Source organism: Microbispora sp. NPDC046933 (genome assembly GCF_040644635.1).
In the GTDB taxonomy this organism is placed as follows: domain Bacteria; phylum Actinomycetota; class Actinomycetes; order Streptosporangiales; family Streptosporangiaceae; genus Microbispora.
Genome location: NZ_JBEYWW010000036.1, coordinates 1 through 13,667, shown reverse-complemented (window position 1 = coordinate 13,667; position 13,667 = coordinate 1). Strand labels below are relative to the sequence as shown.

Genomic DNA, 13,667 nt, shown 5'->3' with positions numbered 1-13,667 from the left:
TCTCATGAACGTGACCTGGCGTCCCCGGTGGGGACGGTGGTTCGCGATACCCGTGGCCGGCGCGCTGGCGCTGACCATGATCGGCTCGACGCCGGCGACCGCGCACGAGGGCACGCAGGATGAAGCCCGCGTGCTGATCTTCACGAAGACCACTCAGTTCCGGCACACCGAGGCGATCGAGCAGGGCGTTCCCGTGCTGGAGGCCGCCTTCGCCGAGGCCGGCATCACCTCGGAGCACACCGAGGACTCGTCTGTCTTCAACGACGAGGACCTCGCGCGTTTCGACGCGCTGGTGATGTTCCAGGCCTCGGGCGACCCGTGGACCGCCGACCAGAAGGCGGCCATGGAGCGTTACATGCGGGCCGGCCACGGCATCGTCGCCATCCACAACGCCACCGACATGCGTGGCAACTACGCGTGGTGGGACAACATGATCGGCACGCTGATGCCCGGTCACGCCGCCACCGGCACCAGCCCCGGCCTGCCCGGCACCGTCCGGGTGGAGGATCAGGTCCACCCGTCCACCAAGCACCTGCCGCAGCGGTGGGGGCGCGCCGACGAGTGGTACAACTACGCGCTCAACGTCCGCGGCAACGCGCACGTGCTCGCCACGATGGACGAGACGACGTACGCCCCGGGCGGCAACGCCATGGGTTACGACCACCCGATCTCCTGGTGCAAGCCGTACGACGGCGGCCGCGCCTGGATGACCGGCATGGGCCACTTCGGCGCCCACTACACGGGCGAGGCGGCGCTGGTGCAGCACATCGTGGGTGGCGTGAAGTGGGCCGCCGGGATGGAGAAGGGCGACTGCGGCGGCACCAACTGGGACAATTTCGAGCGGGTCCCGCTGGACCAGAACACCAGCGCCCCGTACGCCATGGACGTCGCGCCCGACGGCCGAGTCTTCTTCACCGAACTGGTGCGCGGCCAGATCCGCGTCTACGACCCGCGGACCAGGACCACCTCCACGGCGATCACGATCCCGGTGTACTCCGGCGGTGAGGACGGGCTGCTCGGCATCGCGCTCGACCCGGACTTCGCCAAGAACGGCTACCTCTACATCTACTACTCACCGGCGAGTGCGAACGACAGCGACCCGGCGAACTTCGTCAACCGCCTGTCCCGCCTCACGGTCGGGCCGGGTTCGCAGATCGACCGCGCCACGGAGAAGGTCCTGCTGGAGGTGCCGGCGCGCCGGCTCCCCGACGAGCCCGGTCACACCGGCGGCGGCCTCGCGTTCGGTCCGGGCGGGAACCTCTACCTGGGCGTCGGCGACGACGTGAACCCGCACTCCGAGCCGTCCGGCGGCTACGCACCGCTGTCCGAGCGGGACGGAACCTTCCACGACGCGCGGGCGACCTCGGCCAACACCAACGACCTCCGGGGCAAGCTCCTGCGGATCCACCCGGAGTCGGACGGCACCTACTCCATCCCCGAGGGCAACATGTTCGCGCCGGGCACGCCGAAGACCCGGCCGGAGATCTACGCGATGGGCTTCCGCAACCCGTTCAGGTTCTCGATCGACCGGAAGACCGGGGCCGTCGGGCTGGCGGACTACTCGCCGGACAACAGCAACGACAGCCCGGACACCCGGGGGCCCGCCGGTATCGCCGAGTGGAACCTCATCACCGAGCCCGGCTTCTACGGCTGGCCGCTGTGCATGGGCAACAACGAGCCGTTCCGCGACGTCGACTACCGGACGAACCCGGTAACCGTCGGCCCGTACTTCGACTGCGCCAAGCCGATCAACGACTCGATTCGCAACACCGGCCTGACCGAGCTGCCGCCGGCCAAGCCGGCCAAGATGTGGTACGGCTACAAGCGGTCCTCCGTGCCGTCGGTCATCCCGCAGGGTGGCGGCCTGGCTCCGATGGGCGGCCCGTTCTACGACTACGACCCGAAGCTGCAGTCGGACACCAAGTTCCCGGCGTACTACGACGGGAAGCCGTTCTTCTACGAGTGGTCGCGGAACAAGATGTACTCGATCATCCCGAACGGGCAGGGTGGGGTCGAGAAGGTCAATCCGTTCCTGCCGCAGCAGCAGTTCCTCGCGCCGATCGACTCGAAGTTCGGTCCTGAGGGCTCGATGTACGTGCTGGACTGGGGTGGCGGGTTCGGCCGCGACAACCCGAACTCGGGGCTCTACCGGGTCGACTACATCTCCGGCTCGCGTTCGCCGACGGCGAGGATCATCGCCTCGCCGGACTCCGGCCAGGCGCCGCTGCGGGTCCGCTTCGACGGCTCGGGCAGCACCGACCCGGAGAAGGAGCAACTGCGGTACGAGTGGGACTTCACCGACGACGGCGTCGTCGACTCGACCGAGGTGAAGCCGGAGTTCACCTACACCGCGAACGGCGTCTACAACGCCCGGCTCACGGTGACCGACCCGGCCGGCAAGACCGGGATGACGACGGCGCCGATCACGGTCGGCAACACCCGTCCCGAGGTGAAGTTCAACCAGCCGCCCAACGGCGCGTTCTTCGACTTCGGTGACGAGGTGAGCTGGGACCTGTCGGTCACCGACGCCGAGGACACCAAGATCGATGACGCCGACGTGGTGATCCAGCCGGCGATGGGCCACGACGAGCACGCGCACCCGGCCGAGCCGCTGCACGGGCGCACCGGCTCCGCGGTCGCCGCTCTCGGCGGCGGGCACGGCGAGGACATGAACGTCTTCTACGCGCTCGACGGCCGCTACTCCGACTCCGGCGGCGCGGGTGGCACCCCGAGCCTGACGGGTTCGGACACCACACTGATATTCCCGAAGCAGCGGGAGGCGGAGTTCTTCGACGACTCGTCGAACGTGACGGTCGGCCCGTCGCGGGACATCGAGGGGCACGGGAACTCCATCACCGGTCAGAACGGCGCCTGGGCGTCGTACGACCCGGTCAACCTGCACAACGTCGACCGGCTGGTCCTGCGTGTGTCGGCTGCCGGCGCGAGCAAGATCGAGCTGCGGCGGGGCGCGCCGGACGGTGAGCTGCTCGGCACCGCGCAGGTGCCGGCGACCGCGAGCGGCGGCTACGCCGACGTCCCGGTCGACGTGTCCGACCCCGGCGAGACGTTCACCCTGTACGCGGTGTTCCCGGGTGCGGGTGAGCGGCGGCTGAACTTCATCGAGGCCGACGGCAAGGGCGTCTCACCGACGAGCAAGCCGAAGGTCGCCGTGACCTCTCCGACGCCGGCCGACAAGCTGGAGCCGGGCGAGATCCAGGTGACCGCGGACGCGAGCGACGCGGAGAACAAGATCACCAAGGTGGAGTTCTTCGCCGACGGCACGTCGATCGGCACCGACACCACGGCGCCGTACTCGGTGACCTGGAACGCCTCCGCCGAGAAGCGCTACCAGCTGACCGCGGTCGCGACCAGCGACAAGGGTTACCGCACGAAGTCCCGCGTCGTGCAGGTCGAGGTCGGCGACCTCTTCGGCGCCTGGCAGACCTACGCCAACACCACCGCGAGCTTCGACCGGCCGGACCAGGACACCTGGATCGTCAAGGCCGGCGGAGAGAACATGTGGCAGGGCACGGACCAGTACGGCTCGGTGTACCTGCCGGCAGCGGCCGGCGACACCTGGACCGCCACGGTGAAGATCGAGAGTCAGACGAACACGAACAACTCCGCCAAGGCCGGCCTGATCGTCCGCAACGACATCACCCGTCCCGGCGTGTCGCCCGGGTACGCGGCGATGACGATGCGGGCGGGCCTCGGGTTCGAGTGGCTGCGCGACACCGACGGCAACGGCCAGCTCGACGCCAGCACCGGCGCCGGCACGACGAGCTATCCGTCCTGGGTGCGGATCGTGCGGGACGGCGGGAAGTACTACGGCTACTGGAGCAAGGACGGGAAGTCGTTCACCCTGGTCGGCGACCCGGTGACGCTGCCCGGCGCGGCCGGCCCGCAGGACGTCGGCCTCGCGGTCACCGCGCACAACGCGTCCGCCACCAGCGAGGTGAAGTTCAGCGGCTTCTCGCTGGTCGACCGGGCCATCCACCCGTCACCACCGGAGACCGCGCCGATCTGCGCGATCCGCGGCTCGGACACCTTCGACGGTGACACGCTGAACACCAGCCGGTGGAGCACGGTGCGGAACGCGCCGAACCTGCCCGTACGGGTCGCCAACGGCGGGCTGGTGCTGCCGGTCACGAACGGTGACATCAACGAGGGTGCCGCCGGGCCGATCAGCTACGTCGGCCAGCGTGCCAGGACCGGGCCGTGGACGATCACCACGAAGGTGACCATCCCGCACAACCGCGAGTGGCAGCACGCCGGTCTGCTCATGCACGGCACCGACAACGACTACGTCAAGCTGGCGTTCACCCGTAACTCGTCCGGCGGTCGGATCATGGAGTTCCAGACCGAGGCCGGCGGGACGCGGACCTGGCACGCCAACGTGGGTGTGCCGGCGGACTTCCCGTCCACCGCGCACCTGCGGCTGGTCAGCGACGGTCAGAAGCTGACCGCGGCGTACTCCGCCGACGGCCAGGCCTGGACGGCACTCGCCGGCTCCGCGAACGTCGTCCCGAACGCGACCGTCGGCCTCGTGGCCGCCGGGGACACCGGGGCGGCGCAGGTCAACGCCGTGTTCGACCACTTCACCATCACGCCGGACGGCACGGACGACGGTGTCCGCGCGCCCGGCGACGAGTTCGACGGCAGCGCTGTCGACGGCTGCCGGTGGAACTCGGTGGTGCGATACGACTCATCCAAGGTCGCGGTGAGCGGCGGTGCGCTGCGCATCGAGACCCAGCCGGGCGACATCAACGGCACCGACAACGCCTCGCCGCGGAACTTCATCCTGCAGAAGATCCCCGCGGACGTCGCCGCCGGCAACTGGACGATCGAGACCAGGCTGACGCCGACGATGCTGCACAAGTGGCAGCTGGCCGGCTTCCTGGTCTACAACAACGACGACAACTACGTGAAGTTCGACGTCGTCGCCAACAATGACGCCGGAACGCCGGCCAACCTGCGTGCCGAGCTGGTTTCGGAACGCAACGCGCAGTTCGGCAACGGCGGCAACCGGTCGATCGACATCGCCGACTCGTCCGAGAGCGGCTGGTACTACCTGCGGCTGAGCCGGAGTGGGAACACCTACTCGGCCCAGATCAGCGACGGGGGGGTCAACTGGACCTCACTCGGCCAGCCGGTCACCAACGACGCCGCGATGACCTCGTTCGGCCTGATGGCGATTGGTCCGCAGCAGGCGCAGCCGGTCACGGTCGCGTTCGACTACTTCCGGGTCCTCGACACGACGGCGCCGCGCCTGACCGTGTCGGTCGATCCGGCGCAGCCGAACGGCCGGCGTGGCTGGTACACCTCGCCGGCGACGGTCACCGCGTCGGCGAGCGACGACCGCGATGGCGCGGTCCGCATCGAGTTCGCCCAAGGCGACGGCACCTGGACCCAGTACCGCGAGCCGGTCCGGGTCGCCGAGGACGGCCTGCGGGAGCTGCGGTTCCGGGCGATCGACGAGGCCGGCAACGTCTCCGCCCCGGCAGCGGTGTCCCTGCGCGTCGACACCACGGCCCCGGTCGTGAGCGTGGACGGCGTGGCGAAGGGCGGCAAGTACGACGTCGGTACCTCACTGCCGATCGCCGCCGCGGCGCGGGACGCCACGTCGGGCGTCGACTCGGTGGCCCTCCGCCTGGACGGGGTGGCGATCGAGAGCGGTGCGGGTGCCGAGCCCACGGCGGGCGGTCACAAGCTGACCGTCGTGGCGACCGACCTGGCCGGCAACGACACGGAGGTGACGGTCGCCTTCGAGATCGTCGCCACCTACGACAAGACCCAGGCGCTGGTGCGGCGATACCAGGCGGAGGGTCTGCTCGGCGACGAGCTCGCCGACCGCCTGTTCGGCCAGCTCCAGGCGGCCAAGGCCACGGCGGCGGCAGGCCGGACGGCCCAGGCCAAGGCTGCCCTGGACCGGTTCACGGCGGCGGCTCGTACCGCCACCGACGAGTCGGTCCGCGCACAACTGCTCGCGGCCGGTGCCTACCTGAGGGCCCGCCTGTGAGTTGATGACGGGGAGCCGGTGCCGGCCGGCTCCCGACCGGTGCCGGAGCACGCCACGCGTGCTCCGGCACGTGGTCTTCCGGTGCGGCGCCGTCTTCTGGGGCGGCACCGGGCACGTGCCAGGAGGTGGCGGGTCAGGGCGAGAGTGGCGAGCAGCGCGACGAGCGCGCACACGCCCCGCCAGCCGGCCGCGCCCCAGACGCGGACCCCGAGCCAGGACCCCGCGCTGCCCCCGAGGTAGGCGCAGGTCATGTAGGCGGTGTTGAGCCTGCCGCGCGCGTCGGGACGCAGGGCGTAGACGCGGGCCTGGTTGGCGACCATGCCGGACTGCATCGCGACGTCGAGCAGCAGCGTGCCGAGGGTCAGCGCGGCCAGGCCCGCCGTGCCGCCGAGCGACCCCGCGGCGAGGACCGCCGCCGAGAGGAGAACCCCGAGCATGCAGACGAGGTTCACCGGATCGGGCCCCAGGCGGTCCACCAGGCGGCCGGCGACGGGAGTGCACAGCATGGTGGCCGCGCCGACCAGGGCGAGCATGCCGACGGCCTGGGCGCCCAGGCCGTACGCCGGGCCGGTGAGCAGGAGCGCCAGGCAGGTCCAGACGGCCGAGAACCCGGCGAAGACGGCCGCCTGGTAGACGCAGGAGCGGCGCAGGTCCGGCTCGGCGCGCAGCAGGCGCAGCGGTTCGGCCAGGAGCGCCGGGTATCGGCGGTGGGTGGACGCGGGCGTGACCGGCACCGTGACGGCCAGGCCCGCCGAGAGGAGCAGCGCCAGCGCCGCGGCCACCAGGTACGGGGCCCGCCAGCCCAGCCATTCGCCGAGGGTTCCGCTGAAGGTGCGGGCCAGCAGCATGCCGCCGGTCGATCCGCTCAGCAGCGTGCCGAGCACCGCTCCCCGGCGGTCGGCGGCCACGAGACCGGCCGCCAGCGGGCCGACGACCTGCGCGCCCACGGTGGTGAGGCCGACCAGGGCACTGGCGGCGACGAGGGGCGGCAGGGCCGGCGCGCAGCCCGCGGCGAGCAGGCCCAGGCCGGTGAGGGCGAGCAGGACCACGAGGAACGTGCGGTGCGGGAAGCGGTCGCCGAGCGGCACCAGCAGGACGATCCCGGCCGTGTAACCGGCCTGGGTTGCGGTCACCACCAGGGCGCCCGCGTCCGGCGGCAGGTGCAGCCCGGCGGCGACCAGCGGAGCGACCGCCTGCGGGAAGTAGACGTTGCCCACGGCCACCGCGCAGGCGACGGTCAGGATCGCGAGCACGCGGCGGCTCATGCTTCGGCCACCGGCGCCGATCGACGTGCGCCGTGCAAGGGACGCGTGGGTCGATTCGTGGGTCGATTCGTGGGTCGATGCGTGGGTCATGGACCGAAGTCCACGCCACGGGCCTACCGGCGCCAATGGATGTAGCGTATGGCTTAATGATCAGTTTTGTGCTCGGCGTCGAGGATCTCGCGGACACGAGGTTCGCCCTCTCGCCGTTGACCGAGACGGTGCTCAGCCTGCGGGTGCTGCGCGATCCGGGCCTGTCGGCGGTGCATCTCCCATGGCGCAGGTCCGTTCTCGGCAGGCTCGGCACGCTCGACACGGGCCTGCTGATGTCACTGGTGGCGGAGAGGTTCACCGTCCCCGACTTCCTGACCCCGAGGCCCGGGACCTTCGCCCCCGACTTCGAGGATGAGCTGGCGGTGGTCCGCCGGACCCCTCCCGGCCTGGTCCGCCGCGACCTGCGGGCCACGCACGCGCCGGACCCGCCGCCCGGGCCGCTGCGCGACGCCGCCGCCACCGAGGACGCACCGGTCGCCCGGCTCAGGGACGCCGTCTGCGATCTCCTGGAACGGTATTGGGAGATCGCCGTCAGGCCCATATGGCCGCAGATGCGGCTGGTGCTGGAGGCCGACATGACCTACCGGGCGCGGCAGCTGGCCGTGGGCGGCGCCCGCCTGCTGTTCGCGGGCATGCACCCGAACCTGCGCTGGGACGACGGTGTGCTGCACGTCGACAAGATGATCAGCAGCTTCCGGGTCGCGGCGGCCGGGCGGGGACTGCTGCTCGTGCCCTCGGTGTTCGCGCACAAGCCCGCGCCCCCGGTCCTCCCGGAGGAGCCTCCCTCGCTGGTCTATCCCAGCCGTGGCGTCGCGACGCTCTGGGCTCCGGCGCCCGTCGCGGACGAGACCGCCCTCGTGTCGCTTCTCGGCGCGCCGAGGGCGAGGCTGCTCGGCCTCCTCGGCGAGCCGCTGCCCACCGTCGAGATCGCCCGCCGGCTCAGGGTCACCCCGAGCGCCGTGTCCCAGCACCTGCGCGTGCTGTACGCCACGGGCCTGGTCACCCGGGCCCGCGACGGGCGGCAGGTCCTCTACCGGCGCAGTTCCCTGGGCGACCGGTTGACCGGAGCGGGAGCCGCATGAGCCCGAGCCGCATGAGCAGGGTTATCGCCGCGCCCGCGCGTCGCTGCCCGCCTTGGCCCGGAGGAGTTCGCCGAACAGGTTCTCCCACAGCGGCATGACGTTCTCCGGCGCGTACTCCCTGGCGGTGGCCGCCGCGGCGGCGCCCATGCGCAGGCGCAGGTCGCGGTCGGCGATGAGCCGGTTGAGCGCCGCGGCGAGGGCGTCCACGTCCTCGCAGGGCACCAGGACGCCGTCGGTCCCGTCGGTGAGCACGTCGCGCGGGCCGGTCGGGCAGTCGAAGGCCACGATCGGCAGCGCGTGGGTCATCGCCTCGATCATGACCATCGGCAGGCCCTCGAATCGGCTGCTCAGCGCGTAGACGGAGGCCCGGGCGAGCTCGTCGTCGAGACGGTTGGTCCTGCCCATCAACGTCACGTGCGCGGACAGGCCGTGCTCGCCGATCAGCGCGCGCAGGGCGGCCTTCCTCGGGCCGGTGCCGAAGACGCGCAGGCGCCATTCCGGATGTTCCTTCACCACCTGGGCGAAGGCCGGGAGCAGCAGGTCGAAGCCCTTCTGCCTGACCAGGCGGCCGGCGGCGACCACGATGGGGTGCTCCTGCCGGGACGGCTCCTGGTTCACCGAGTGCACCGCGTTCGGGATGCGCACGATCCTGGTGCCGGGCAGCGCGCGCTCGTACTCGCGCCGGTCGCCGGCCGTCAGCACGGCGACCGCGTCGAACGCGCCGTAGTGCCGCACCATCTCCTCGCGCAGCGGGGCGGGATAGGTGCCGAGGTTCATGTGCTCCTGCGCCACCCGCACGACGTTCTTGGAGGCGCGGCGCGCGGAGATGAGGTTCAGCCCCGGTCGTGTGGTGACGAGGATTCCGTCGTCCACCGAGGCGACGTAGTCGATGACCGCCTTCTCGACCCGCTCGGTGAAGTAGCCGGCGGCGAACTCGCCGTACGGCACGATCTTGCCGCGCAGCCGCCGCCACACGCGCCGGCCGAGGGAGTCGGCCCGCACGCCGGTCCGCTGGTCCACCAGCGTGTGGAGCGCCACGCCGGGACGCAGGCGGAACTGCGGCTCGTCCCGGCGGCGCACCACGCTGACGATCTCCACCTCGTGGCCGAGCGCCGCCATCGCGTTCGCCTGGTTGACCACGGTGCGGATCGTGCCGCCCATGCCGTACGCGTGCAGGAGCATGTAACGGATCCTCATCGGCCCTCCTCCTTGGGGAGGTAGCCCCAGCTGCGGCAGATGGGTTTGAGCAGGTCGGGTATCTGGTCCGGCCCGGGCAGGTCGCGTCCCGGCTGCACCGTGCCCGACCGGATCTTGTCGCTCCAGTCGCCCAGGCCCTTCCGCACCACCTTCTGCTCGCCGTACGCCAGCATGCCGGGCTCCCACTCCACCTCGAGAAAGTCGCAGATGGCGCGGGTCGTCTTCTCCGGCTCGGCGGTCAGATCCTCGTATCGCACGGTCAGGCCGGTGAGGGCCTTCCTGGCCCGCTGCACCGCCTTCATGTAGCGCAGCGCGTCGGCGGCGGCCTCCTCCCGGGTGCGCTTTACGGGGTCGGCCTCGTACCAGGAGGCGGCGATGGAGGCGGGGTGGCGCAGCAGGAAGACATACCGGGCGTCGGGCCAGCAGGCGGAGATCCGGGCGTACGCGAAGGCGTTGGCGGGGGTCTTGTCCACGATGGTCCGCTTGCCGCTCCGCACCAGTTCGCGGTGGAGCACCCGGTCCCACAACATGTGCTCCAGGTCGGCCTGGTTGTGGCCGAGCGCCTCCATGGCCTCGCGGGCCAGCGGCGTCCCGAACCCGACGGTCAGCCGCCGGACGTGCAGCTCATGCGGGGCGTGCATGTCGGGGTGGGCGTTCAGGATCGACCGCAGCAGGGTGGAGCCCGAGCGCACCGGGGACATGATGAACACCGGCGCGACGAGGAGGCGGTCGGTGCGAGGGTCGGCGGGAGGACGCACCAGTTCCTCCGGCGCCGGAGCCGGGGCGGGACTCTGCGGCGAGGACGGGGCGGCGGGCCGGACACGGGTGAGCTGGACTCCTGTGAACTTGACGAGTGCGCCGTTGATCCTCCGCTGCCATGTCATGGCCCGCGAGATTACCGGGGCTTCCGGGGAATTCCCTGAGAATCCACCCCCTGCTCACCTGCGACCCCACCACGCGTCACCAGGCGGCTCGCGCTCCCCGCGCGATCAGCCACCGGCGGGCCGCGTCCAGGTGGGCGTCGCCCAGCCCGTCCCTGGGGTCGACGGCCACGACCAGGAACTCGCCGACCCCCGGATGGCCGCGCAGGAACTCCAGATCGCTCGGCCCGAGATCGTCGTCGAACCACACGAACGGCCGCCCCCGGACGTACTCGGCGACGTGCCAGGTCTTGAGGTTCACCCCGGGCGGGCGGGGAGGGTCGCCGTCGATCGGGATCACCGGCAGCGGGGGCAGCCCGATCCTGGGGCCGATCTCCTCGTTGGCGCGCTCACCCCAGGTCGTCGCCCAGGTCAGCGCCGCGCCGGTCTCCCGGCGCAGCGCGGTCAGCTTGGCGCCGTGCCGGGGATCGAGCAGCAGGCGGAACCCCTCGCCCTCCAGCACGCACTCGAAGCGGCGGAAGCGCGGCGAGGAGCGCCTTATGGGGTTGAGCACCCCGTCGACGTCCAGCAGCAGCAGAGTCCCGTCCATCAGACGACCATCATCCCGCCGCCGGCGCCCGCTCCTCCACCCGGTATGTGGCTGCGACAACGCGAAACGGATCCGGCCGGACATCGTCCGAACCGGATCCGGTTTCGTCAGGGGTCAGGGGTCAGGGATCAGGGGCTGGTGCAGGTGACGGACGGGGTGGCCGCGGTGCCATTGGCGGTGAAGCCGAAGGTGGTGGACGAGCCGGCCGCGATGGAGCCGTTGTAGGGGGCGTTGCGGACCGTCACGGAGGAGCCGGACACGCTCTGCGTGCCGTTCCACAGGCTGCTGAAGGTCTGCCCGCCGGGCCAGGTCCACTTCACGGTCCAGCCGTTGATGGCCGAACTGCCCGCGCGGACCGTGACCTCGGACTGGAAGCCGCCGGGCCAGCTGTTGATCGTCGTGAGGGTCGCCGAGCACGCCCCCGTAACCGGCGACGACGACGGCGACGGCGACGGCGACACGGGTGGGGTGGGGCTGGGGCTGACCGGTGGGGTGGGGCTGGGTGAGGTGTTCGGGCCGGCGGCGTTGAGGGCGTCGAGGACCGCGGTGTAGGCGGGCTTCTTGTTGCCGTCGCCGTCGAACAGCAGCGGGGTTTGACTCGAGCGCCAGGAGTCGCTGTCGCGCACGCCCCAGGTGGTGATGCCGACGCATCGCGAGACCGCGAGGCAGTCGTTGACGATGTTGGCGTAGGTGGTGGCCGAGGCGCCCTCGACGTCCAGCTCGGTGATGGCCACGTCCACGCCCAGAGCGGCGAAGCTCTGCAGTGTGGTGCGGAAGTTGCTGTTGTAGGCGCTGCCGCTGTTGAAGTGGCCCTGGAGCCCGACGCAGTCGATGGGCACGCCGCGCTGCTTGAAGTCCTTGACCATGTTGTAGACGCCCTGGGTCTTGGCCCAGGTCCAGTTGTCGATGTTGTAGTCGTTGTAGCACAGCTTTGCCGCCGGGTCGGCGGCCCGCGCGGTGCGGAAGGCGACCTCGATCCAGTCGTCGCCGGTGCGCTGGAGGTTGGAGTCGCGCCGGCCGCCGCTGCCGTCGTCGAAGGCCTCGTTGACCACGTCCCAGGCGTAGATCTTGCCCTTGTAGTGGGCCATCACGCCGTTGATGTGGTTGATCATGGCCTGGCGCAGCGCGCTGCCGCTGAGGGACTGCATCCAGCCCGGCTGCTGGGAGTGCCAGGCCAGCGTGTGGCCGCGCACCTGCTTGCCGTTCTGCACCGCCCAGTTGTAGATCTGGTCGGCGCTGGTGAAGTTGAACTGCCCCTGGTTGGGCTCAGTGGCGTCGATCTTCATCTCGTTCTCGGCCGTCACCATGGTGAACTCGCGGTTCGCGATCGTGGTGTACGCCGAGTCACCCAGCTTGCTCGCACTGATCGCGGTGCCGAAGTAGCGGCCGCTCTGCGCGGCCGCCGCACCCAGGGTGCTCGCCGCGGCGTCGGCGGGAACCGACACCGCCACGGCGGTGATCGCGCCGAGAACGCCGAGGGCGCCGGCGAGCAGCACCCGGCCGCGGCGCGGTCGCCGGAGCCGAGAGGGGGTGGCGTCTGTATCCATGCCTGAGCCTCCAACTGAAACACGTAAAGCGAGACATCCGCGGGATCGGCACCGCGTCCCAGCACGGAACGCACGCCACTGGGGCGTCGCGGACGGCGACCCCCTGCCACTTCACCACCGACCTGGCAGGGGGGACCGCCTCGGGGACTCAGTCTGGAAACCTCGCCGAAATGTGTCAAGACTATCCTGAAACTTTCGGAGATCCTGCTCTCAAGGCGAGCCCAATGTGCGTTCTGATGAGGGCTCCAGCCACCGAAAACAGGGAGATAGCCTCGCCAAGCGAGAAGATTCGTCGATGAAAGTTTCAGGACGATACCGTCCCGATCGAGGCCCGGCCATCGCCGATAACCCCAGTTGGGCGACGTCCGCCTCGCCTGCCGGCGTGGAACGGCCTGCGCCGGGGGCCCTTGACGGCGCCTCCCCGCGTCGGATTTGCTCCGGCGCACCACCACCGGCCGGTCGCCACGAGGAGCTTCCAGTTTATGTTAGCGCTAACAGAGCTGACAAGCGCTTGAGTCCCCTCCGGTGACCGGCCCTCCGGCCTCTCCCCGGGAGGGCCGGCACTTGTCGGGCCGATCTCGGTCACCTCCGACCGGCCACCCGCCTGTGGCTGAACAGGCATCCGCGTCATCACGATGGAAGGACATGGCGTGAAACGAAGGCTCAGAGCGATACTGGCGGCCGCTGCCCTGCCTCTGGTGGTGGCGGGAATGCTCCTCGGGGTCCGGCCCGCGGCGGCGGCGTCGCTGACCCGGGTGACCGGTTTCGGCACCAATCCGACCAACCTGAACATGTACCTCTACGTGCCGGACAGGGTCGCGGCACGGCCGGCGCTGCTGGTGCTGGTCCACTACTGCGGCGGCTCGGCCAGTGCGATCTTCAACGGCAACGGGCACGACTACGTCACCGCGGCCGACCGGTACGGGTACCTCATCGTGCTCCCCGAGGCCACCCGCAGCGAGAAGTGCTTCGACGTGTCCACCCCGGCCGCGCTCAGGCGCGACGGCGGCGGCGACTCCACCGGCATCATGTCGAT

The 13,667-nt window shown here is 70.8% G+C and carries 7 protein-coding genes and 1 pseudogene; 3 read left to right on the top strand and 5 right to left on the bottom strand.

Annotation, left to right across the window (positions count from 1 at the left end; genetic code table 11):
- The first annotated feature begins 4 nt into the window (after positions 1–4).
- Positions 5–6,019, top strand: a complete 6,015-nt coding sequence (locus ABZ857_RS35425; protein WP_357052252.1) for a ThuA domain-containing protein — start codon at positions 5–7, stop codon at positions 6,017–6,019.
- On the opposite strand, the gene ABZ857_RS35420 is transcribed toward ABZ857_RS35425, so the two are convergent.
- Entirely contained in the window at positions 5,998–7,284 is a 1,287-nt protein-coding gene (locus ABZ857_RS35420) for an MFS transporter (protein ID WP_357052249.1), read from the bottom strand. The genes ABZ857_RS35425 and ABZ857_RS35420 overlap by 22 nt on opposite strands.
- Positions 7,285–7,430: 146 nt before the next feature.
- Here ABZ857_RS35420 and ABZ857_RS35415 point away from each other — a divergent pair, with 146 nt between their 5' ends.
- Positions 7,431–8,417 (top strand): helix-turn-helix domain-containing protein, encoded by a 987-nt coding sequence (locus tag ABZ857_RS35415; RefSeq protein WP_357052246.1) that lies wholly within the window; start codon positions 7,431–7,433, stop codon positions 8,415–8,417.
- 21 nt (positions 8,418–8,438) lie between these two features.
- On the opposite strand, the gene ABZ857_RS35410 is transcribed toward ABZ857_RS35415, so the two are convergent.
- The 4 genes from ABZ857_RS35410 to ABZ857_RS35395 all read right to left on the bottom strand — a co-directional run bounded on the left by ABZ857_RS35410 (position 8,439) and on the right by ABZ857_RS35395 (position 12,631).
- Positions 8,439–9,614 carry a glycosyltransferase family 4 protein gene (locus ABZ857_RS35410; RefSeq protein WP_357052244.1) on the bottom strand — a complete coding sequence of 392 codons (1,176 nt, stop codon included), beginning with the start codon at positions 9,612–9,614 and terminating at the stop codon, positions 8,439–8,441.
- Positions 9,611–10,498, bottom strand: coding sequence for a sulfotransferase (locus tag ABZ857_RS35405; protein WP_357052241.1), 888 nt, complete (start codon positions 10,496–10,498; stop codon positions 9,611–9,613). The genes ABZ857_RS35410 and ABZ857_RS35405 overlap by 4 nt, the downstream gene beginning before the upstream one ends.
- A 76-nt stretch (positions 10,499–10,574) precedes the next feature.
- Positions 10,575–11,084 (bottom strand): HAD domain-containing protein, encoded by a 510-nt coding sequence (locus ABZ857_RS35400; protein ID WP_357052238.1) that lies wholly within the window; start codon positions 11,082–11,084, stop codon positions 10,575–10,577.
- 128 nt (positions 11,085–11,212) lie between these two features.
- Complete coding sequence (locus tag ABZ857_RS35395) at positions 11,213–12,631, bottom strand: endo-1,4-beta-xylanase (RefSeq protein WP_357052235.1); 1,419 nt, start codon at positions 12,629–12,631, stop codon at positions 11,213–11,215.
- A gap of 650 nt (positions 12,632–13,281) precedes the next feature.
- On the opposite strand from ABZ857_RS35395, the pseudogene ABZ857_RS35390 reads away from it, so the two are divergent.
- Positions 13,282–13,667 (top strand): annotated as a pseudogene (locus ABZ857_RS35390) (esterase); the annotation flags it as partial.

Coding starts and splice junctions, on each gene's coding strand:
- ABZ857_RS35415 (WP_357052246.1), top strand. CDS start 7,431: ATGATCAGTTTTGTGCTCGGCGTCGAGGATCTCGCGGACACGAGGTTC.
- ABZ857_RS35405 (WP_357052241.1), bottom strand. CDS start 10,498: ATGACATGGCAGCGGAGGATCAACGGCGCACTCGTCAAGTTCACAGGA.
- ABZ857_RS35395 (WP_357052235.1), bottom strand. CDS start 12,631: ATGGATACAGACGCCACCCCCTCTCGGCTCCGGCGACCGCGCCGCGGC.
- ABZ857_RS35420 (WP_357052249.1), bottom strand. CDS start 7,284: ATGAGCCGCCGCGTGCTCGCGATCCTGACCGTCGCCTGCGCGGTGGCC.
- ABZ857_RS35410 (WP_357052244.1), bottom strand. CDS start 9,614: ATGAGGATCCGTTACATGCTCCTGCACGCGTACGGCATGGGCGGCACG.
- ABZ857_RS35400 (WP_357052238.1), bottom strand. CDS start 11,084: ATGGACGGGACTCTGCTGCTGCTGGACGTCGACGGGGTGCTCAACCCC.
- ABZ857_RS35425 (WP_357052252.1), top strand. CDS start 5: ATGAACGTGACCTGGCGTCCCCGGTGGGGACGGTGGTTCGCGATACCC.